Consider the following 21,867-nt stretch of genomic DNA (forward strand, 5'->3'; position numbering starts at 1 on the left):
CTGCTGCAACAGGACCCCACACGGGTCAGCATCAAGAAAAAACGAAAGCGGCTCGGATGGAACGATGCCTATTTGGAAGAGCTGCTGACCCAGATTTGCCACCAACTCGCATAGTGCGGTTAGTCTGGGGTGGGCTGGTAGAATTTGGGGGGATGCCCTTGCCCACCGGGGCCAGTCCAGACGGCCTTTTGGTGGAAATATCGGGCGTAATCCCGATTGAAAGTAAAGGCGCTGTCCGTGGTAATATCGTAGTAAAGCAGGCTAACGGGGCGGGCTGTACGCGACAGAGGGGCTACTTGCAGCCATCGAGCGGGGTAGGCGGTGCGCATGAGGCGATAGCGCGCTCGCAAACTGGCATCGTAGCGGGCGGCACTACCACTCAGCCAGTCGCGGTAGGCCAGCACGGCACTGTTGCTGGCCCGGCCAAGGTCGCGGTGAGCTACGCGCTGGTTGTGGTCGGTGACGAGATTGAGCAGCATACCCGCCCATAGCAGCGCCGCAGCGCCCAACGGCCAGCGCCCCGGGTATGCTACCAGCACCGGCCACCAAGTAGCGGCCCGGGCCACCAGTAAGCCCGCCAGCACGGCCGCAAACCACCCTAGCAAAAAAAGCAGGTACATGCTGGCGCGGGCGCGGGGAGGCATCAGCCCGCCTGTGGCCCAGTAGTTGGGCAGGGCGGCCAGGGGCAGCAGGGCCAGTAGCCCCCCCGCAGCTACCAGCAGTTGGGACGGCCGGAGCGTGGCAAGCCGGCGCAGCGGCTGCGGCGCGGCCGCAACCACCCGGGCCAGTGCCGGCAGCGCCAGCGCCGTCCCGAATAAGAGCACGCCACTGCTGGCCCAGTTCAGCAGCAAATAAGCCGAGCTCGCCAACGAGCCCCCAATCACCCAGCTCCACGACACGGGTACTGCGATGATATTTGCCCGCGCCATATTGCCGGGCGCGAGCAGTGACACGGCCAGGGCCAGACCATACCACCCCACGGCCAAGGCTAATGATGCGCGCCGGGGGCCGCCCCGCCACCACTCCCACCCCCACAGACCGCCCACGGCGGCCAGTAGCGGCAGGGCAATTATTTCATTCGACCACAGCACGGCGGTGCCGAGTAGCAGGCCCAGGCCCAGCCAGCCGGCCCGGGCGCGGGAGCAGTCGGCCTGCCAGTAGCGCACCAGCGCGGCCAGCCAAAAAATCAGAACCGCCGTGGGCACGGTGTATACCGCCAGCCCATTGAACCAATACACCGATTCGGCCACGCTGGGATTTTGCAGCAGCCACAGGGCCAACACGATAGCAGCGGCCAGCAGGCGGACAGGGCGGGTCCACACTACTCCCACCAGCACCGTGAGCAAGGTGTACAAACTCCCGAGAACCAGATTCAGGGTGAGCAGCGGCACCAGCCAGTACACATCGAGCAGCCCCCGCACCAGGGGGCTTGCTTCGGTGAGGATAACGGAGGTAAAAAGGCGACCCGTAAAGTGCAGGTATAAGTCGCGCTGTACCACCCAGAATCCGAGCTCGCGCCGCTGAACGGCGTCGGAATAGTCATCGGCCCCGGGGTGGCTATAGAAGCACAGCACCACAAAGGGCAGCAGCACCAGCAGCACCAGCAGCACAGCCAGACGTTTTTGGGTAAACCGTATGGATATGGGGAATAACCTCGTCATTACCCGTACGTTTCGCGCACCACGTACAGCGGCCGCTGCCGGGCGGCATCGAGCCCGCGCCACACGTACTCGCCAATCACCCCGAGGGCTATCATCTGGAAGGCCGACACGAAGAGCAGCACAACCATGAGGGTGGTCCAGCCGGCGGGCTCGTCGGGGCGGGCAATTTTGAGAGCAATGACGTAGAGACCGTACACCAGCGCCGTGGCCCCGAGGCTGAGGCCCAGCACCGAGATGGCCCGGATGGGCACGAAGGAAAAAGCCAGCAGCGAATCAACCAGGAGCTTGATTTTTTTGCTCAACGTCCAGCGCGACTTGCCAATCTCGCGCTTGCGGCGAGTATAGGGAATGTTGACGTAGGCAAATCCCAGCCACACCATGAGGTAGAATACGTTGGAGTTGCGCTCGTGCAGCTTCAGCACCTCGGTGGCTACCTGGCGGTCGAAGAACACAAAGTCGAAGCCCCCGTCGGGGATATTGCGCAAAGCCAGGTTTTTCATCAGCCAATGAAAGACCTTAGCCAGCGTTTGAGAAAGGCCGGTTTCCTCGCGGTTCTGGCGGTTGCCGATGACCAGCTTAATGCCCTGCTGCCAATAGTCGTACATCTGCACCATCAGTTCGGGGGGGTCCTGCATGTCGGCCGTAATAACGGCCAGGCAGTCGCCGGTGGCATACGCCATGCCGGCTACAATGGCATTGTAGGAGCCCACGTTGCCGGCCAGGTCCACGATGCGAATTCGGCCGGGGTACAGTGCTTGCGCCCGGCGCAGCGCCCCGAGCGTGTCGTCGCCGGAGCCGTCGTTCACGAAAACGTACTCGAATGTGACTTCGGGCGAAAAATTAACCTCGTTCGCCACCAGCTCACGGGCCGTCACCGGGATATTATCCTCGTTGAAGTAGCAGGGAACAATGACGGAGAGCTTGGGCATTAGTTGGGTTCAATTGATTGCAGGTTGTATGCTGTCGGGAACGTCACGTCAGGAAGGTCATGCTGAGCGCAGCCGAGGCATCTCTACAGCCTTCGTCTGCACCGTTCAACGAAGGCTGTAGAGATGGGCTGCGCTCATTATGGTGTTCTATACTCGTCGCGAAGTAGTCTACGAATGTAGAGACGCAACATTTTACGTCTCGTCGTTGAACGGCTCGCGTTATAGTCGTTCAACGGTGATGTTCAACGAGGAGACGCAAAATGTTGCATCTCCCCATTTTCACAAACCACTTCATAACGAGTATAATTATCTAAAAACTGCCTTATCAGACCGGGGTACCTCTATCAAAAGCTCCGAATAGCGGCGGCGACGGCCGCCACGTGGGCCTCGGTCATGCCCGGCCACATGGGCAGGCTCAGGCAGGTCGCGGCCAGCGCTTCGGCAATGGGAAAGCTGCCGGGCCCCAGTCCCATGGCCTGGTAGGCTTGCTGGCGGTGGGGCGGCACGGGATAGTGAATCAGCGTGCCGATGCCCTGGGCCGTGAGGTGTTGCTGGAGCGCTTCACGCGCAGGCGTTTGCACCACGTAGAGATGGTACACATGGGTGGCCCCGTTCGCCACCGTGGGCAGGCGCAGCCCCGCGATGTCAGTCAGGTGCTGCCCGTACCAGGTCGCCACCTGCTGGCGTTGGCGGGTCCAGTCGGGCAGGTGTTGCAGCTTCACGCTCAGCACGGCGGCCTGCAGCTCGTCGAGGCGGGAATTATAGCCCACTACTTCGTTGTAATATTTTTGCTGGGAGCCGTAGTTGCGCAATACGCGCACTTTCTGGTCCAGCTCGGCACTGGTCGTCGTCACGGCTCCGGCATCGCCGAGGGCCCCCAGATTCTTGCCGGGGTAAAAGCTGGTCCCGTTCACCGCCCCGAAGCTGCCGGTAATTTGGCCATCGAAGGCTGCACCCTGCGCCTGCGCGTTGTCTTCTACCACATGTAGGTCATGTTGCCGGGCGATGGCCATGATTTCGGTCATCCGGCACGCCTGCCCATACAAGTGCACCGGCATAATAGCGCGGGTCCGAGGCGTAATGGCCGCCTCAATCAGGGCCGGGTCGAGGTTGCTGGTGGCCGGGTCGGGCTCCACGGGTACAGGAGTGGCCCCCACCTGCGTCACGGCCAGCCAGGTGGCGATGTAGGTATTGGACGGCACGATGACCTCGTCGCCGGGGCCGATTTCCAGCACCCGCAGAGCCAGCACCAGCGCGTCCAGACCATTGGCCACTCCCACCGTGTGCGGCACGTGGTTGAAGGCCGAGTAGGCTTTCTCAAAATTCTTCACCTCGTCGCCCAGCACGTACCAGTACGAATCGTATACGCGGCCAATTGCGGCCATTATCTCCTCCCGCACGGGTACGTGCTGGGGCTGAAAAGCAAGAAACGGAACATTCATATGGCGCGCGACAAAAGGGTTTTGAATGATGTATTACGCTGTATAACAAGCGAGAACATGACTGGTGCTGCCAAGCCGGAATCCTAATTTCTCGCAGGTGCGAAACACGGCCCCGTTGGTGGCTTGCGTAGTCATCAGTATGTAGGGAAAACCTAGTCCAGCGGCGCGGCGCACGGTTTCGGCCACCAGCTTCACGTGCCAGCCGCGGTTGCGCGGCCCCACAGCCGTGAGCAGCACCCGCGAAAACGCGCTACCCGGCAAATCGGGCGCGGCCGGGGTGTCGCTGATAGCCAGAAATGAATCAACGGGCAGCCCCGGCTCATCGGGCAGCAGCACGGCATCGGCAGTGGCACCCGCTACCGCCGATGCCGCGTACCGCTCCAGAAAGGCATCCGCCCGCTCCTCCCCAAACCAGGGGTCGGCGTGAAACCGGTCGTAGCTATTGCGCGCGGCGGCGGCTATCTGGCCAATCGCTGCCGCTTCCTCCGGTAGAGCCAGCCGCACCGGAGCCGGGGCTGGCAGCGTAGCGGCGGCCGTAGGGCAATAAAAATTCAGCCGGGTTTCCACGAGTCGCCACCCGCCACCCGTCAGGGCCTGAAGCAGGGCCACATCCTCGGCCGGCACCACGCTGAAAGCGTAAAACGGGCCCCGCCCCGCAAGCTCCCAGCGCAGCGCGGCCGCCGACGCTTCCAGTTGCCCCGCTTCAGCATCGGCCCCAAAAAGGCCGGTAAACAGCCGGTAGGTCGGCGTACCAAAATAGTCTGAATCCCAGGGCAGGCCCTGAAGCAGCCACTGCCCGTGGCCACTGGCCATGGACAGGACCTCACCTTGGCTTTCGGCGGCAAAACGCAGGGCTGCTCCTGTTCCGAACCGTTCCTGCTGCGGTGTAACCGCTAATTCCCGCAAAATATGATAAGGCGACTGTAAGGCCAGCTTAGCCGCGCGAGCCGTCACCAGCGCGCCGTCCACCAAGCCCGCGGTGGGAATATTTGTTATCACTTCCCCTGCCATATCTGCCTGAAGTCATCATAATTCCGGATGTAATCCTGCTCATCGTAAGGAGCCGAGGCCAGCACCAGCTGAACGGCCGAGTGCGAATATTGCATGGTGTGCCAGGCGTGCGGCGGCACGTACAACCCCACGTGCGGGTCTTCGAGCCGAAAGGTCTGAATGGCCCCATCGGCCAGTTCAGTCGTGACGGTCAGGCGTCCGGCAGCAGCGATGAGCACCTGCTCCGTGATGTGATGCGCGTGGCGGCCCCTTACAATGCTCTCCGGCGTGTAATACGTCCAGAAAATGCGCTTCACTTCAAAAGGCACCAGCTGCTGCTGTTCCGTCACGGAGATGTAGCCAATCTCCGGCGCGCCGAGCTTGGGGAAATTGATGAGAAAAGGATTCTCCATGCGCTAAAATGCTAATACGGGGGCAAAGTTAGGCCGAGTGCCTCAAGAACGCGATATTTCTGAAGTAGGCAGTCAGAATTAACGGCGTAACAGCAGAGAATTAAGTACTGCTGTTACGCACTGCTAGGCTGGCGCGCGCCTGCGACGCGCTGCCGCCTTGCGGCTCGGGGTCGCATAACTCGCGAGAGGGCGCTAAAATGGCCTTCCTGCCCGGGCCGCAGGCTCGAAGCCAAGCAGCAGCGCGTCGCAGACGCGCGCCAGCCCTGACTAACTGCGTAACAGAAGTTACAGGTCGAATATGAGTCGACTGTGTCTTGGTGATATTCACGGGCTCAAACCATCCTTCTTGCATTTTTCGGATAACCCTTCCGTGCTCCTCTCATGATGCATAGTGGCGGAGTACATCTTGGCTGCGCCATAGCTCCACCGTAGTCGGACCGTAGACGGAGCCAGTCTCGCCCGTACTCGTAGTACGAGCAACTTCAGTGCCCTGGCTGGGTTTTATCCTAAAATAAAGCAAGCAGCGGCCCGGCAGAATCTATGATTTTGCCGGGCCGCTGCTTGCTTTTTTCTGGTCTATCCCCGCAGGAACCTTGGCATTGCTCCGCTGTAAAGATAGCAAGCCAGCCCTGATATACTGCAACGCTTGCCTGGTGCTCGGCTCCCCTCTCCTGAGGACTCTGCGCATGAAGCAGATGTGGGCTGGGGCCGTGCCCGGCAGGGAGAGGTTTCGCCAGCCCCTACTTCACGTGCTCCTTGAAATACTCCAGCGTACGACGCAGGCCCTCGGCGCGGTCCACCTTGGGCTCCCAGCCCAGGATTTCCCGGGCTTTGGTGATGTCCGGCTTGCGTTTCATGGGGTCGTTTTCGGGCAGGGCCTGGAACGTGGGTTTGAACTCGACGCCGGTGAGGCGGGCAATTTCTTCGCCGAACTCCTTGATGGTGATTTCATCGGGGTTGCCGATGTTCACGGGCAAGGCGTAGTCGCTGAGCAGGAGGCAGTAAATGCCTTCTACCAGGTCATCCACGTAGCAGAACGAACGGGTTTGCGAGCCGTCGCCAAACACGGTCAGGTTCTCGCCGCGCAGGGCCTGCGAGAGGAAAGCCGGCAATACGCGGCCGTCATCAAGGCGCATGCGCGGGCCGTAGGTATTGAAAATGCGGATAATGCGCGTTTCCAAACCGTGGTGGTTGTGGTAGGCCATGGTGATGGCTTCCTGGAAACGCTTGGCTTCATCGTAGCAGCCACGCGGGCCCACCGGGTTCACGTTGCCGAAATACTCTTCCACCTGCGGGTGGATTTCGGGGTCGCCGTACACCTCCGAGGTGCTGGCAATCAGCATGCGCGCACCTTTCACGCGGGCCAGGCCCAGCAGATTGTGCGTGCCGAGCGAGCCCACTTTCAGGGTTTGAATCGGTATCTTGAGGTAGTCAATCGGCGAGGCCGGCGAGGCAAAGTGCAGGATGTAATCGAGCTTGCCGGGCACGAAGACGAACTTGCTCACGTCGGCGTGGTGGAACTCAAAATCCTTGTTGCCGAACAAATGCTCGATATTCTGGAGCGAACCCGTAATCAGGTTGTCCATGGCAATGACGTGGTAGCCCTCGGCCAGAAACCGGTCGCAGAGGTGGGAGCCCAGAAAACCGGCTCCACCGGTAATCAGGACGCGTTTTTTATCGGTGGTATTGTTGTCAGTCATAATGCTTGTTGATTGGAACGTCATGCTGAGCGTAGCCGAAGCATCTCGTTCGCGTAAGTAATCAAGTTTACTATTGGCGGTAGAGATGCTTCGGCAAGTTCAGAATGACCGTATTTAAATAGGATGCAAAAAACTACGCCGGCTCCTTGTGGTCGGTTTTGATGCCGATGCAGTGATACGCGAAACCAAGGACCTTCAACTCGCTGGCATCGTAGATGTTGCGGCCGTCGAAGATGTTCTTCTGCTTCATCAGGCGGCCCACTACTTCAAAGTTGGGAGCCCGGAAATCGGGCCATTCGGTTACCACCAACAGCGCGTCGGCATCAATGAGGGCTTCGAATTCGTCCTTGGCGTAGGTAATGGTATCACCGAGGGAGTGCCGGGCCTCGGGCATGGCCACGGGGTCGTAGGCTGTCACGGTGCAGCCGGCGGCCAGCAGCTTCTCGATTATAACTAACGAGGGAGCCTCGCGCATATCGTCGGTTTTGGGTTTGAAGGACAGACCCCACACGGCGATTTTCAGGCCGCGCAAATCACCGTCGAAGTGCTTGCTCACCTTGTTGAAGAGCACCGATTTCTGCTGCTCGTTCACGCCTTCCACGGCGCGCAGCACCTGCATATCGTAGCCATGTTCCTGGGCTGTTTTAATCAGCGCCTTCACATCCTTCGGGAAGCAGGAGCCGCCGTAGCCGATGCCGGGGTAAATGAATTTGGTCCCGATACGGGCATCAGAGCCAATGCCCCGGCGCACCATGTTCACGTCGGCCCCCATGATTTCGCACAGGTTGGCCACGTCGTTCATGAAGCTGATTTTGGTGGCCAGCATGGAGTTGGCCGCATATTTGGTCATCTCGGCCGACGGAATATCCATGAAGATAATCGGGTGGCCGTTGAGCAAAAAGGGCTTGTAGAGGCGGCGCATTACTTCCTCGGCGCGGTCGGAGGCGATGCCTACTACAATGCGGTCGGGCTTGAGAAAGTCGTCAATAGCTGCGCCTTCTTTCAGGAATTCGGGGTTGGAAGCGACATCGAACTCGACATTGGCGTTGCGTTTGGCCAGGGCCTGCTCGATTTCGGCGCGCACCTTGGCAGCCGTGCCCACGGGCACGGTGCTTTTGGTCACGATGACCCCGTAGTCGTTCATGTGCTCGCCAATGCCGCGGGCCACGGCCAGCACGTACTTCAGGTCGGCCGAGCCGTCTTCGCCGGGCGGGGTGCCTACGGCGATGAACGCCACGTCGCACTCTTTAATAGCTTCGGCCAAGTTGGTAGAGAAGTGCAGCCGCCCTTTTTCCACGTTGCGGGTCACCATTTCTTCCAGACCCGGCTCATAAATCGGCAAAATGCCCTTGTGCAGGTTGTCAATCTTTTTCTGGTCGATATCAATGCAGGTTACATCAATGCCGACTTCGGCAAAACACGTTCCTGTTACTAAACCGACGTAGCCGGTACCTACAATTGCTATTTTCATAAGATGCGTTAGGCGCAGAGATTAAAAGCTGTTTGTGCTAGTTGAAGGAAGTTGACGGAGTATCCCAAATTTTTAATTCGGCCCGTCTGAGCGATAGGAAACCCGGTTCTGAATCGGGCGAACGGGCCGAATTAAAGATTCGGGGTACTCCGACTGCTAACTCAAACACAGGAGCTTCTTGACCATTCAACGCTGCAAATTTAGGCATTCGGCGCGCGTTAGCACGGATGCAAGGGCAAAATTCAGTGTGCCCGGCAAAGGCACTACCAATTTAATACTGTTGTTTTACAATAACTTACGTCGTATCAGTCCCTTTTCACAATCCTAAAATCAACTTCATTCACCTGCAGAATAGTCCGTTGGGCCTGATTGTGGCCTTCGAACTGGTAAGCCCGGTATTTCATGAAGTAAGGCACTGAGGCGACTACGGTTCCGGCCTGCCGCTCAGGCGTTTTGTAGCAGGTGATGGGATAGAGATAGGCGAAATTAAGCAGCTGGTAGCGAGCAGTTTCCAATAACATCGGCTGCCCGGGGCGGAGGCGCGGACCGAACAATCGGTAAAATACAATATTCTTATCGCACACGCTGGTTTCGTTGGCGGCAATCTGGTTCTGGTTATGGATACCGTAGTGGTAGGCCACGTCGCAGGGATAGTCGATGGCTTGATAAGTTCGGGCGAAAGCCCCGAAATGCCATACTGCCAGACCCCAGGCCAGGGTGAGCACCAGCTTACTTCCCTTCGGCCAGGCCTGCGCTCCTGCATTCAGCGCCACCAAAGCCCCCAGCACCACGAATGGGCCGAAGAAATGCAGAATCCGGCCGTAGAATACCAGCTTGTGCGCCAGCACGGCCCCGGCATAGCCCAGCCAGGCGAGAAAGGCGATACTCAGCAGTGCTGCCAGTGGCAAGGTGGTATACCGGCCTTGCCGCTGCCCAATAGCGCGCAAGCTCACCAGCAGCCCGATGCCAAACAGTAGCAACAGCCCAAGTCCCAGCCCGCCTTCAACCTGCCAATAGTAGCTGCCAATGAAGCTGAGGCCTTCATCGAAGCTGCCCTGGGTGACGGTGGTGGAAATGTAGCGGCTACTGGCCAGGTAGGAAGTGTCTGCCAACCGCGATACAAGCTGCAACCCACCCAGCACCACGAGCAGGCCCGCCAGCTGCCACCCCACCGGGACCAGGCGCCCCACACTCGGTCCATAGCTACCGTCGACCGGGGAGGCCAGCGCCAGCACTATGCCCAGCGCCAGCAGTACCGCCGGGCCCATGAAATAACCCGGATAAACCGCGTAGCTGAACGCAGCCAGCGCCCCCACCAAGCCGTATTTCCACCCCGCCGGGCGAGCCGCAAGCCGTAGCAGCAGCCACAGCGCCAGCAGGAAGAAGAACAGCGCGTGGTCGTAGGGCAGCAGGTGGCGCAGGTAGAGGTTGGTATTTATCAGACTCGAATACAGCACCATACCGAGCAGGGCCATACTGGCCCGGAAAAACTGCCGGTATATCTTGTAGAGCAGCAGCATGTTCAGGCTCATAATAAGCACATTAAACAGTTGCGGTACTTGCAGCGACGGCGGGGAGTTGGGGTTTAGCCCGGTGGCCAGCAGCAGCACCGCTTGCCCAAGGCCGGGAATGGCGCGCCACAGGCCGTCGCCGGGCCGGGCCCCCATCGAGTTGATGGCCCGCAAAAACTCCAGCCCGTGGCCCTCGCCCAGAGCGCGCAGGCCCAACATCGCGGTGACATAGCGCTGCTCGTCCACAAACGCCATGGTGCCCTTACCAATCAGACTGATACGCACCGCCGTAATGGCCAGCACGACCCCCAACAGCGCCAACCTGGGAATCGAAAATTGCCGCATAACAAAGGAGGAACCAGCAGGCGGCCCAGCGCAGCCGAACCTCCGAACCCAAAATTTTTAATTCTTAATTTTTAATTATTAATTAAGAATTCTACTCAAGCCATGTACTGCTTCCACCAGGTCTGGAACACGATGAGGCCCCAGATGCGGGCGTGCACGTCACCGGGGCTGCGCGAAAACAGCTGGGTTTTGAGCGCGCGAATGGCCGTAACATCAAAAATGCCCTGCGCTTCGATAAAGTCATCGCGCAACAGGTCGTCCTCAATCAGGGAGCGCAGCTCGCCGCGCATCCACTTGAGCAGAGGCACTTCGAAGCCGTGCTTGGGCCGGTCGTAGAGCTCCACGGGCAGCTCGGAACGGAAGGCATCCTGCACGATGCGCTTCTTCATGGTCGCGTCCACTTTGCTGCTCACGGGGATGGAGAAGGCGAAGTCAACCACCTTGTAATCGAGGAAGGGCGTGCGCACTTCCAGCGAGTTGGCCATGCTCATCAGGTCCACTTTTGTGAGCATGTCGTAGGGCAGCACCAGATTCATGTCGGTGAGCAGTACCTCGTTGAGGTCGCCGTCGGCGTGCAGGTGCTCCAGAATATCTTTGCGGCGCTTGGCGGCGGCTTTTTTGCCTACTTTGGCCCGGCTGGCGGGGCTGAGCAGGTTGCGCGCATCGGCAGCGGAAGCGAAGCTGGCCCAGTCCCAGTATCGGTCTTTCACGCCGGCTGTCATGCCGCGCGAGAAGCGCTGCAGCTGTCGTACCCGGTTGCCAATGAAGCCGTTGCGCGACTTGGGCAACACATCCCAGAGGAAACCCAGGGCCGTTACGGCTTCGGCCTTCACCCCACCCTGCCGCACCTTGAACTCGCCCATGTGCTTGTTGTAGCCGCCGAACATTTCGTCGGCTCCGTCGCCGCTCAGCGCCACGGTCACTTTCTGGCGGGTGCGCTGGCTGAGGATGTACACAGCCAGGGCCGAGGAGTCGGCAAACGGCTCGTCGAGGTAGTCCAGCATGTCATGGATGTGCTCGTAGAGGTCATCGTTGGTCAGCGAGAAAACCGTGTGGTTGGTCTTGTGGCGGGCGGCCACGAGGTTGGCGTACTTGGTTTCGTCAAAGAATGGCTCGTCTTTGAAGCCGATGCTGAACGTGCTCAGGTGGGGCGTGTGGCGGGCGGCCAGCGCGGCGATGACGCTGGAGTCGATGCCGCCGCTGAGGAAGCAGCCGAGGGGCACGTCGGCCACGAGGCGGCGCTGCACAGCCCCGTCCATCAGCTCGACCAGCTTGCGTTGCTGCTGCTCGTAGCTGAGCTTGTTTTTGGCGACTTTCTTGGGGTCGTAGGGGATTTTATACCACGCCTTGCCCACCACCTTGCCGTCCTTGATATAGAGGTAGTGGCCGGGCAGCATCTTCTTCACACCCTTGAAAATGCTGGCAGGGCCGGGAATGTAGTTGAGCTGCAAATACTGACTCAGGGCCACGTAATCAATCTTGCGCGGCACGCCCAGGGCCATGATGGACTTCATTTCCGAAGCCAGAAACAGCTTGTCTTCGTCGCGGTAAATCAGCAAGGGTTTCACGCCAAACCGGTCGCGGGCAATGAGCAGCGAGTTTTCCTCCTTGTCGTAAATGGCAAACGCGAAAAAGCCGTTCAGCTTTTTAATGAAGCTGCGGCCCTCGGTGATGTAGAGCTGGAGAATAACCTCCGTATCCGTCTGCGAATGAAATTTACAGCCGCGCTTAAGCAGCTTTTCGCGCAGCTCGCGATAGTTAAATATCTCGCCGTTGAAGACGATGGTGTAGCGCCCCGACGCATCGGTCATCGGCTGGTTGCCGTCGGTCGAGAGGTCGAGAATAGCCAGCCGCCGAAAGCCCAGACCGCACTGGTCATACACAAAGTGACCCTGCGAGTCGGGCCCGCGGCGAATGATGGCATCGGTGGATGCTTGCAGGTTGGCCAATGATTGACGACCTGTTTCGGTAAAGGCAAATACTCCGGTTATTCCGCACATAATAGCAGGCAAAAGTACGACCCCGCAACCTAAAGCCCGGCCTTGGGGTATTGACAGCAGCGGATTGGCCGAGGAATTCGGTCGCTGCAGCCCGCCTGATACGAATTTTTGACCGTACTGGCTGCCCTGCCTCGGCCCTGTGTTCTGGTGCCGCTTATTCTTCAATCCATTTTTATTCCCTGCCTTTTTATGAATACCAACGACCAATTTCGGGCTGCGGCCGACCAGGTAAACAACCTGCCCGGCGACATGGCCGCCAAGCACATGACCGAGCTTTACGGCCTCTACAAGCAGGCGACTGAAGGCGATGTGAACATGAAAGGCGACGAAGTAGCCCCCACTGAGGCGGACCAAGCCAGCGGCCCCGCCGGCCTCTCGCAGGCTCAGTGGGACTCCTGGAATCAGTTTAAGGGGGTGCCCGAAGACGAAGCCAAGCAGCGCTACGTGGCCCGGGTGGCCGAAATAACGGGCGGCGGCAGCGGCAGCACCACGCCCAGCCCCGTGCCCACCGACGGCCAGACCGGCGCCCCCACTCCCACCGACCACGGCGGCCTGCGCGGCGACATCACCGCCGGCGCGCCCTACGGTGGCGAGGACAAGCTCAAAGACCAGCAAGCCTAACCTTACGGGACCCCTGTGGGGCATGACCCCCTCTCCAAAAAAGAGGGGGAACCGGGTTTGCTTCTGGCCATTATTTCGAAACAAGCCTGCTGAAAAGTAGGCTTGTTTGTTTTCAGGGTTTTGTCTGCGCAAAGCTGGTGCCCCCGTTTTTTGGAGAGGGGGTCAGGGGGCAGAGTTGATAAGTTCTGGGTCGCCGCTCGCCACCCCCTAGTCCTCTCCCCGATGGGGAGGGGGAACTAGTTTTTAGCTCTAAAAGCTAGAAATAAGGACTAGAATTAGTCCCCTCTCCCCATCGGGGAGGGGGCTAGGGGGTGGGGTTAACGGGCGGCGAGCCAGAACTTATCAACTCTGGGGTCAGGGGGTAAGGTTACGACCAGAACAAAGACCGCCGTATCATTGCTCCCATCTCCTACTCAACCTGTTCTTAATGGACCGTCGCCTTTTCCTGAATCATGGTACCCGCGTGGCCCTCACCGCCGCCCTGCTGCCCGCCGTAGCCTGCCAATCGACCACCGACAAGAAAATGACGGAGGCCGCCGCTGAAGCCGCTGGCCCTCCCGCCGCTTCAGGCGCGGCAGCTGGCGAGAACGAACCCTTTGCCCTGCACGAAGCCACCGTGGCCGATTTGCAGGAGCGCATGGCCAAAGGCACCGAAACCGCCCGCAGCCTGAGTGAGAAATACCTGGCCCGCATCAAAGCGCTGAACGAAGCCGGACCCATGCTGCGCGCCGTTATCGAAACCAACCCCGATGCGCTCACCATTGCCGATGGCCTGGACCGGGAGCGGAAGGCCGGCAAGCTGCGCGGCCCGCTGCACGGCATTCCGGTACTCATTAAGGACAACATCGACAGCGGCGACCAGATGATGACCACGGCCGGCGCGGCGGCACTCATCGGCCACAAGGCTAAGCAGGATGCCTTCATTGTGCAGAAGCTGCGGGCCGCCGGGGCCGTGCTGCTGGGCAAAACCAACCTGAGCGAGTGGGCCAACTTCCGCTCTTCGCACTCGGTGAGCGGCTGGAGCAGCCGGGGCCGCCAGAGTCGCAACCCCTACGCGCTCGACCGCAGCACCAGTGGTTCCAGTTCGGGGTCGGGCGCGGCGGCGTCGGCCAACTTATGCGCCGTGGCCATTGGCACCGAAACGGATGGCTCGGTGGTATCGCCCGCGTCCTGCAACGGGCTCGTCGGCCTCAAGCCCACGGTGGGCCTGTTGAGCCGCGGGGGCATTATTCCCATTTCCAGCACCCAGGACACGGCCGGCCCCATGGCCCGCACCGTGCGCGACGCGGCCCTGCTGCTGGCCGCGCTGGCCGGCCCCGACCCAGCCGACCCGGCCCGGCTGCCCATCCCAGCCAATACGCCCACCGATTACACCAGCTTCCTCAAAACCGATGCGCTAAAGGGCCAGCGGCTGGGCGTGGAAAAAGCGCACCTAAACGGCCCGCCCGCCGTGGCCGCGCTGCTCAAAGAAGCGGTGGCGGCGCTCAAAGCGCAGGGGGCGACTGTAGTGGAGGTTGAGCTCAACAAGCTGATAAATCCGCTTGGCGAGGCTGAATTCGATGTATTGCTTTATGAGTTCAAGGAAGGTGTGAACAAGTACCTGGCCAGTGCCGGGGCCAGCGTGCGCACCCTGGCCGATGTCATTGCCTACAACAAGGCCCACGCAGCCGAGGCGATGCCGTTTTTCCAGCAGGAAACCCTGATTCAGGCCGAGGCTACCAACGGGCTGAACAATGCCAAATACAAGGCCGCCGTGCTGAAAACGGTGACGGAATCGCGCAAAATCATCGACACCATGCTGCGCACCAACCAGCTCACGGCCATCGTGGGCGCGACGACCGGCCCGGCTTGGTGCATCGATTGGGTGAACGGCGACTACTCCACGGGCACCGATTTTTCAACGCCGGCCGCCGTATCGGGCTACCCGCACCTCACCGTGCCCATGGGGCAGGTGCTCGGGCTGCCGGTGGGCCTTTCGTTTGTGGCAAGTGCTTATCAGGAAGGCCTTTTGCTGGGAATGGGCTATGCCTACGAGCAGGCCACGCACAAGCGGGAAGCCCCGAAGTTTTTACCCACGGTGCAGGCGTAAGCCCGCCTGTCATTGCGAGTGGAGCACAGCGGAACGCGGCAATCCGTCCCCTCGATGCGACTAAGCCTTGAGATGTGACAAGCCTTTTTGTAATAACTTACCAGCAGAAAGCCCTGAATCCGCATGGAATCAGGGCTTTTCACATTAGTATACTTGTCGCTTCGAGAGGATGGATTGACGCCGCTTGATGCGCGGAATGTCGTGCCTCCTCGCAATGACAGCTAGAAAATCTTCCCCGGATTCAAAATCCCATTTGGGTCGAACACGTCCTTTATCCCCCGCATCAGGTTCAGATTAGCTTCTTTCAGCGCGATGCCGATGTAGCCTTTCTGCACCAGCCCGATGCCGTGCTCGCCCGAAATGGTACCGCCCAGCTTCACGCAGAGCTCGAAAATTTCGGAAATGGGCTGGCGCAGGCCCACGTTCCACATCTCGTCGTCCAGCTCGCCGCGGATGATGTTGACGTGCAGGTTGCCGTCGCCGGCGTGGCCGTAGCACACGCTTTTGAACCCCCAGCGGGCTCCTATTTCCTTCACACCGCTGAGCAGCGCGGGCAGCTCAGCGCGGGGTACCACGGTGTCCTCTTCCTTATAGACGGAATTGTAGCGTACTGAATTGCCGATGTTGCGGCGGATTTTCCAGAGCTCGTCCTTCTGGGTCGCGTTGTCGGCGAGCAGGATTTCGCCCACGTCGTACTTCTCCAGCACCTCGTACACTTGCTCAGCTTCCTTATAAAGCTGGTCCAGGTCCTGGCCATCGAGCTCGATGAGCAAATGCGCCGTGATATCCTCGGGCAGCGTGAGCGGGATTTTCAGGTAATCCGAAGACCAGGCAATGGCCTCACGCTCCATAAATTCCATACCCGACGGAATAATCCCGGCCCGAAACACGGCCGAAACGGCTTCGGCGGCCTGCGCTACCTGCCGAAAGGGCACCAGCATCAGAATATTCTGCTGCGGAAACGGCAACAGCCGAAACACTACTTTGGTGATGATGCCCAGCGTACCCTCCGAGCCCACCAGGAGTTGGGTGAGGTTGTAGCCAGTGGAGTTTTTGAGGGTGTTGGCGGCCGTCCAGATGATTTCGCCGGTGGGCAGCACCACTTGCAGGTTCAGGACGTAGTCGCGGGTGGTGCCGTATTTCACGGCTTTGGGGCCGCCACTGCTGTGGGCCAGGTTGCCGCCCAGCGAGCAGCTGCCCTTGCTGGCCGGGTCGGGCGGATAAAACAGGCCCACTTCCTTCACCGCGTTCTGGAACGCCTCGTTCACCACGCCGGGCTCCACGGTGGCCTGCAGGTTGCGCTCGTCAATCTGCACGATTTTATTGAGCCGGTCGGTGCTCAGCACCACGCCGTGGTGAATGGGCAGCGCGCCGCCGCTCAGACCCGTGCCCGCGCCCCGGGGCGTAACAGGGATGCGGTGCGCGTGGCAGAGCCGCATTATCTGGCTGATTTCGTCGGCATCAGCGGGGCGCAGCACCACATCGGGGGCGAAATGCAGGTCCTCGGTGTGGTCGCGGCCGTAGTCGGCATACGCGTCGGCAGTAGCGGTGGCTTCGGCGCGCTGGGCCGTGAGCACGTGCGCGGGGCCAACAATGGCCTCAAAGGCAACAATTAATTCGGGGGTCAGGGCGTTGAAAAGCATCAGCGGAGAAACTAGACGGCCGCGTAAACTATCTTTGCGGCCAATGGGTAGGGTAACAACGAATATACTACCGGGGTTGCTGTTGGCTTTGCTTGCCCTGGCCGGCTGCCACCGCAAGCTCAATTACCGCGACGGGCAGTACCGTTCGGCCCGCGAGATGGTGCGCCTGAAAAAAGGCGGCAGCCGCGTGAGCGCCCGGCCTACGGGGAAAACCAAAACGGTGGGCGTGACGCCCGGCGGCAGCAAAGCCAAGGTGGTAACCCGGCGCGCCCCGCGCCTGGGCAGCGCCACCGGCACGCTGGCTTCGGTGGTTGACGCGGCCCGCTCCTACCAGGGCGTGCCCTACCTCTACGGCGGCACCACGCGGCTGGGACTCGATTGCTCGGGGCTGCTGCAATTGTCCTTCGGCGAGGCTGGTGTGAGCATTCCGCGCTCGTCCAACGAGCAGGCCGTGTGGGGCGAAAACGTGAAGACCAGTGACTTACGGCCCGGCGATTTGGTTTTTTTTGGCGGTTCGCCCGGCAGCCGCACCATCACGCACGTGGGACTGGTGACGGTGGTCGACGACGAGGGCGTGGATTTTATTCACGCCTCAACGTCGCTCGGCGTGGTCGAAAACAGCCTGGAATCGGACTATTACCTCAGTCGATTTATCCGGGCCGTGCGCCCGCGGCTCTAACCTGCTGCCTGCTACCTTTACCTTGAAAATGGACCAGTATGCCGTCATCGACAAATGGTAAATTTATCGTAATGTTAACGGCTCAGGGAAGGGCTTACCTTTGTTCCGCTTTTCAAACAAGCTCATAATTTTCACCAACCTTTTTTGTATGAATACTCTACGCTTACGCCACGTATTTTTGTTGGCGTTAATGCTCTTCACGGCCCGGCTGGGCTGGAGCCAGGGCGCTACTACGGCTGCCATGAGTGGCACTATCGCCGACAAGACTGGTACGGGCCTGCCCGGGGCCACCGTTATTGCCATTCATACCCCAACCAACACGCAGTACGTGGCGCCCACCAACTCGGAAGGCCGCTTCAACATTCAGAACATGCGGGTGGGTGGGCCTTACACGGTTAAAATCACCTTCGTCGGCTTTAAGGATGTCACGCGCGAAGGCATCAACCTGACGCTGGGCCAGAACCTGCGCGTCGACCAGAAGCTGGATGACAGCAGCACCGAGCTGGCGGAAGTGTCCGTGAGCGGCCGCCGCGACCCGGTGATGAACGCCGGCCGCACCGGGGCTGCTACCACCGTGCAGCGCGAACAAATTGAACGCCTGCCCACTATCTCGCGTAGCTTTCAGGACTTTACCCGCCTCACGCCCCAGGCCAACGGCAACTCGCTGTCCGGCCGTAACGGCCGCTTCAATAACATTCAGATTGACGGCGCTTCCAACAACGACTTGTTCGGCCTCGGGGGCTCGGGCGCGCCGGGCGGCCAGGCGGGCACCAACCCTATCTCGCTCGACGCCATCCAGGAGCTTCAGGTAGTTATTGCCCCGTACGACGTGCGGCAGGGCCGTTTCAGCGGCGGCGGCGTGAATGCCGTGACCCGTTCCGGCACCAACGAATTCTCGGGCTCGGCCTTCGTTTTCGGCCGCAACCAGAACACGGCGGGCAAAAGCCCCACGGCTGACCCCGTAACCGGGGAGCGCAGCAAACTGGCCGAGTTCTATGATTATCAGACGGGTTTCCGCCTCGGTGGCCCGGTCATTAAGGATAAGCTGTTCTTCTTCGTGAACGGGGAAGTTACCCGCCGCAGCGCGCCGCTGCTCTTCCGCGCCGGTGGTGTTGGCGAAACAGGCTCGAACGTTGTGGGCTTCGTGAACAATGACCAATTGCAGTCGATTTCGAACAAGCTGCGCGACTACGGCTACGACGCCGGCTCGTTTGGTGAAATCAACGCGGAGACCCGTAGCAACAAGGCCTTTGCCCGCCTGGACTGGAACATCAACCAGAACCACCAGCTCACACTGCGCCACAACTTCGTGGATGCATCGGACGACAACATCAGCCGGAGCCAGACCAACTTCCGCTTCGGCAACAACGGCTACCAGTTCCTGAGCAAGACCAACTCGACGGTAGCGGAATTGAAGAGCCGCTTCGGCAACCGCTTCGCCAACAACCTGCTGGTGGGCTACTCTACTATCCGCGATAGCCGCACCACGCGGGGCGGCCTGTTTCCCTCCATCACCATCACGGCGGGCAACGGCACCATCAACGCCGGCTCGGAATTCAGCTCGGTGGCCAACCGCCTCGACCAGGACATTCTGGAAATCAACGACAACTTCAACATCTTCGCCGGTAAGCACGTCATCACCATCGGCACGAACAACGAAATTTTCCGTTTCGATAACCTGTTCGTACAAAGCACCGAAGGCCGCTACGATTTCCCCAGTGTTGATGCCTTCCTGGCCAACACGGTGTCGGGCACCGGCTTCCGCTACCGCCAGAACTTTGCCCTGCCCAGCGGCAAGCCCACGGCGAAGTTTGGCGCGGCCCAGTTCGGCCTCTACGCCCAGGACGAATTCAGCTTGCTCGACAACCTGCGCGTAACGGGTGGGCTGCGCTTCGACCTGCCGGTGTACTTCGACAAGCCTTCGAGCAATCCCAAGGTGCAGGCGGCCTTCGCCGATGCGAACGCCCAGGGCCCCGCCTACGACGTGCAAACCGACCGAACCCCCAAGAGCCGCCTGCAGGTGTCGCCGCGTATCGGCTTCAACTGGGACGTGCGCAAAGACCAGTCCTTTCAGGTTCGCGGTGGGGTAGGCGTCTTCACCGGCCGCCCGGCCTACGTGTGGATTTCTAACCAGTACGGCAACACCGGCGTCGACTTCGCCACCTTCGACTCGAACAATACGTCCAGCCCCCTGCCTGCCAACGGCCTGGCTCTGAACTCGAACTACACCGTTACGCGCGACCAAGTTCGCAATACGCCGGCCACCGCCGCCCGCGGCAGCATTGCCGTCACGGATAAAGACTTCCGCAACCCGCAGCTGCTTCGTACCAACATCGCGTTTGATTACCTCCTGCCTTACGGCATCGTGGCCACGGCCGAAGGTATCTACTCCAAGACGCTGAACGACGTGCTGCCGCTGGATATCAACCTGGCAGCCCCTCTTACCAACGCTGATGGAACGCCGCGCACGCTGCAGGGCGATGGCCGCCCCGTGTACGCGACGGGTGCCGGCCGCTTCCGCAACAGCGCCGACTTCAACAACGTAATTCTGCTTTCCAACACCAGCCAGGGCTACCAGTACAGCGTAACCGGCGAATTGAAGAAGCAGCTGAACAACGGCCTGTTTGCCTCCACGGCCTACACCTACGGCCAGTCGCGCGACCTGTACTCGGGCTCCAGCTCCACGGCCGTATCGATTTGGGAGTTTAACCCCCACGCGGCCGACCCGAATAACCTGCCCCTGTCATACTCCAACTTCGACCTGCGCCACCGCGTGATTGGCTCGCTCTCCTACCGCAAGGCGTATGCGAAGCACTTTGCTACCACGTTTTCGGCCTTCTACAATGGCCAGTCGGGCTCGCCTTTCTCCTACAGCTACTTTGGCGGCGACATCAACGGCGACGGCGGCGCGTTCCAGAGCAACTCGAATGACCTGATTTACATCCCGCGCAGCCAGAACGAAATTGTGCTGGTAACGGCCAGCAACAACGACCGCCGCACGCCGGCCCAGGCGTGGAGCGAGCTGAACGCCTTCATCGAGAACGATGACTACCTCAGCAAGCACCGCGGCGAGTACGCGGCCCGCAACGGAGCCCGCACCCCCTGGCAGCACCGCGTCGATGTGCGCTTGATGCAGGACATCTACGTGCAGGTAGGCAGCAAAACCCACACCTTCCAGCTCACGGCTGACGTCACCAACTTTGGCAACCTGCTGAACAATGAGTGGGGCCGCGACTACTTCGTAGCCAACCAGAACTTTGGCCTGCTGCGCTACCAGGGGCTCGAAAACGGCACCACCGGCCGCCCCACGTTCAGCTACGGCACGGGTACCGCTGCTACCCCCACTGAGGCCTACCAGATTAGCCAGCTGGCTTCGCGCTGGCAGGCCCAGTTTGGCGCTCGTTACTTGTTTTAATCAGTCAGTTTAGCTAATCGCACTTTCGTATGAAATTTTCTTTTGTTTCGCTTGTCACCAAACTCACGCTGGCTACCTCAGTAGCCGGCGCGCTGGTTGGCTGCGATGACCCTACTTATCCTACTCCGACTCCCGTTACCACGTCCAGCGTGGGCCAGGCCCAGGTGTTGGTCGTGAACGCCGCGCCGGGCACTACGGGCACCAGCATTACCCTCGACAACGCTGCCTTTGGCTCCGCCCTGCCCTATCTGGGGGTTTCGACGGCAACTTCGGTGGCGGCCGGCCTGCGCCTGTTCATCTACAATGAGCCGACCAATATTCCGGCTACGCCGGTGGTTACGCCCCCGCCCACTATCCCGCTGCCCGTCGTAACGGTGGCGCGGCCCGTCGTGTCGCGCGCTGCCTTTTTGGGTGGTACCAACTACACCACTTTTATTACCGACCTGCCCACCCGGGCCTATGCCGCCCCCGTGACGGCTACTTCCGACCAGGGCGGCATCCGGCTCGTGACGCTGACCGATAACCTGGCCCCGCCCGCAGTGGCGACGAATGCCAAGATTCGCTTTGTGAACCTGGCACCGACAGCCACGGGCGGTAGTACCACTTACGGCATTTTCAACTCCCTGACGCAAGCTCCGCTGTTCTCGGCAGTGCCTATCCGTGCCTATCGGGCAACCACCAACACGTCGACGGCTACCCCACCCGTTACGACCACCTTCGCCAACTTCACCGAGGTAGCGGCTGGCACTTACACGCTGGATGTTCGCAGCGTCGCTACTACCCCACTCCCCGGTACGCTGTTCCCAACTACTTTCGTGGCCGGTAAAATATACACCTTGTACACCCGAGGTATAGCCGGCAATACGACTACCCCGTTGGGTATTTCGGTGGTCACGCACAATTAATCAGCTCAGGCGCTGAGTTTTAGAAGACGGCTGGATGTAAATCCAGCCGTCTT

At 60.2% G+C, this 21,867-nt stretch carries 15 protein-coding genes; 5 read left to right on the forward strand and 10 right to left on the reverse strand.

What is annotated here, in order from left to right; genetic code table 11:
• Positions 1 to 119: 119 nt before the first annotated feature.
• The 9 genes from ABD819_RS17885 to asnB all read right to left on the reverse strand — a co-directional run bounded on the left by ABD819_RS17885 (position 120) and on the right by asnB (position 12,462).
• Positions 120 to 1,661: a DUF6056 family protein gene (locus tag ABD819_RS17885; protein WP_345126466.1), complete on the reverse strand. Its 1,542-nt coding sequence runs from the start codon at positions 1,659 to 1,661 to the stop codon at positions 120 to 122.
• The gene (locus ABD819_RS17890; RefSeq protein WP_345126467.1) at positions 1,661 to 2,590 is read right to left on the reverse strand and encodes a glycosyltransferase family 2 protein; all 930 of its coding nucleotides are present in this window, start codon (positions 2,588 to 2,590) and stop codon (positions 1,661 to 1,663) included. The genes ABD819_RS17885 and ABD819_RS17890 overlap by 1 nt, the downstream gene beginning before the upstream one ends.
• A gap of 344 nt (positions 2,591 to 2,934) precedes the next feature.
• On the reverse strand, positions 2,935 to 4,032 hold the full coding sequence (locus tag ABD819_RS17895; protein WP_345126469.1) for a DegT/DnrJ/EryC1/StrS family aminotransferase: 1,098 nt from the start codon (positions 4,030 to 4,032) through the stop codon (positions 2,935 to 2,937).
• Between the two features lie 33 nt (positions 4,033 to 4,065).
• Entirely contained in the window at positions 4,066 to 5,031 is a 966-nt protein-coding gene (locus ABD819_RS17900) for a hypothetical protein (RefSeq protein ID WP_345126470.1), read from the reverse strand.
• Positions 5,028 to 5,435: a sugar 3,4-ketoisomerase gene (locus ABD819_RS17905; protein ID WP_345126471.1), complete on the reverse strand. Its 408-nt coding sequence runs from the start codon at positions 5,433 to 5,435 to the stop codon at positions 5,028 to 5,030. Before ABD819_RS17905 ends, ABD819_RS17900 begins: the two co-directional genes overlap by 4 nt.
• 740 nt (positions 5,436 to 6,175) lie before the next feature.
• Positions 6,176 to 7,135 carry a UDP-glucuronic acid decarboxylase family protein gene (locus ABD819_RS17910; protein ID WP_345126474.1) on the reverse strand — a complete coding sequence of 320 codons (960 nt, stop codon included), beginning with the start codon at positions 7,133 to 7,135 and terminating at the stop codon, positions 6,176 to 6,178.
• Between the two features lie 133 nt (positions 7,136 to 7,268).
• Positions 7,269 to 8,606, reverse strand: a complete 1,338-nt coding sequence (locus tag ABD819_RS17915; protein WP_345126476.1) for a UDP-glucose dehydrogenase family protein — start codon at positions 8,604 to 8,606, stop codon at positions 7,269 to 7,271.
• 305 nt (positions 8,607 to 8,911) lie between these two features.
• Entirely contained in the window at positions 8,912 to 10,462 is a 1,551-nt protein-coding gene (locus tag ABD819_RS17920; protein ID WP_345126477.1) for a glycosyltransferase family 39 protein, read from the reverse strand.
• A 95-nt stretch (positions 10,463 to 10,557) separates the two neighbouring features.
• Positions 10,558 to 12,462, reverse strand: coding sequence for an asparagine synthase (glutamine-hydrolyzing) (gene asnB, locus ABD819_RS17925; protein WP_345126479.1), 1,905 nt, complete (start codon positions 12,460 to 12,462; stop codon positions 10,558 to 10,560).
• Between the two features lie 189 nt (positions 12,463 to 12,651).
• Between asnB and ABD819_RS17930 the strand changes: the two genes are divergently transcribed.
• Positions 12,652 to 13,083: an acyl-CoA-binding protein gene (locus ABD819_RS17930; RefSeq protein WP_345126480.1), complete on the forward strand. Its 432-nt coding sequence runs from the start codon at positions 12,652 to 12,654 to the stop codon at positions 13,081 to 13,083.
• Positions 13,084 to 13,510: 427 nt separating this feature from the next.
• Positions 13,511 to 15,172: an amidase gene (locus ABD819_RS17935; protein WP_345126481.1), complete on the forward strand. Its 1,662-nt coding sequence runs from the start codon at positions 13,511 to 13,513 to the stop codon at positions 15,170 to 15,172.
• Between the two features lie 221 nt (positions 15,173 to 15,393).
• Here the strand turns inward: ABD819_RS17935 and ABD819_RS17940 are convergent, their stop codons facing one another.
• Positions 15,394 to 16,815 (reverse strand): FAD-binding oxidoreductase, encoded by a 1,422-nt coding sequence (locus ABD819_RS17940; RefSeq protein ID WP_345126483.1) that lies wholly within the window; start codon positions 16,813 to 16,815, stop codon positions 15,394 to 15,396.
• A gap of 82 nt (positions 16,816 to 16,897) precedes the next feature.
• On the opposite strand from ABD819_RS17940, the gene ABD819_RS17945 reads away from it, so the two are divergent.
• The 3 genes from ABD819_RS17945 to ABD819_RS17955 all read left to right on the forward strand — a co-directional run bounded on the left by ABD819_RS17945 (position 16,898) and on the right by ABD819_RS17955 (position 21,814).
• Complete coding sequence (locus ABD819_RS17945) at positions 16,898 to 17,494, forward strand: C40 family peptidase (RefSeq protein WP_345126484.1); 597 nt, start codon at positions 16,898 to 16,900, stop codon at positions 17,492 to 17,494.
• A 148-nt stretch (positions 17,495 to 17,642) separates the two neighbouring features.
• Positions 17,643 to 20,909, forward strand: a complete 3,267-nt coding sequence (locus ABD819_RS17950) for a TonB-dependent receptor (RefSeq protein ID WP_345126486.1) — start codon at positions 17,643 to 17,645, stop codon at positions 20,907 to 20,909.
• Between the two features lie 29 nt (positions 20,910 to 20,938).
• Complete coding sequence (locus ABD819_RS17955) at positions 20,939 to 21,814, forward strand: hypothetical protein (RefSeq protein WP_345126487.1); 876 nt, start codon at positions 20,939 to 20,941, stop codon at positions 21,812 to 21,814.
• The last annotated feature ends 53 nt before the right edge of the window (positions 21,815 to 21,867 follow it).

Source organism: Hymenobacter antarcticus (genome assembly GCF_039539545.1).
GTDB classification, from domain to species: Bacteria; Bacteroidota; Bacteroidia; order Cytophagales; family Hymenobacteraceae; genus Hymenobacter; species Hymenobacter antarcticus.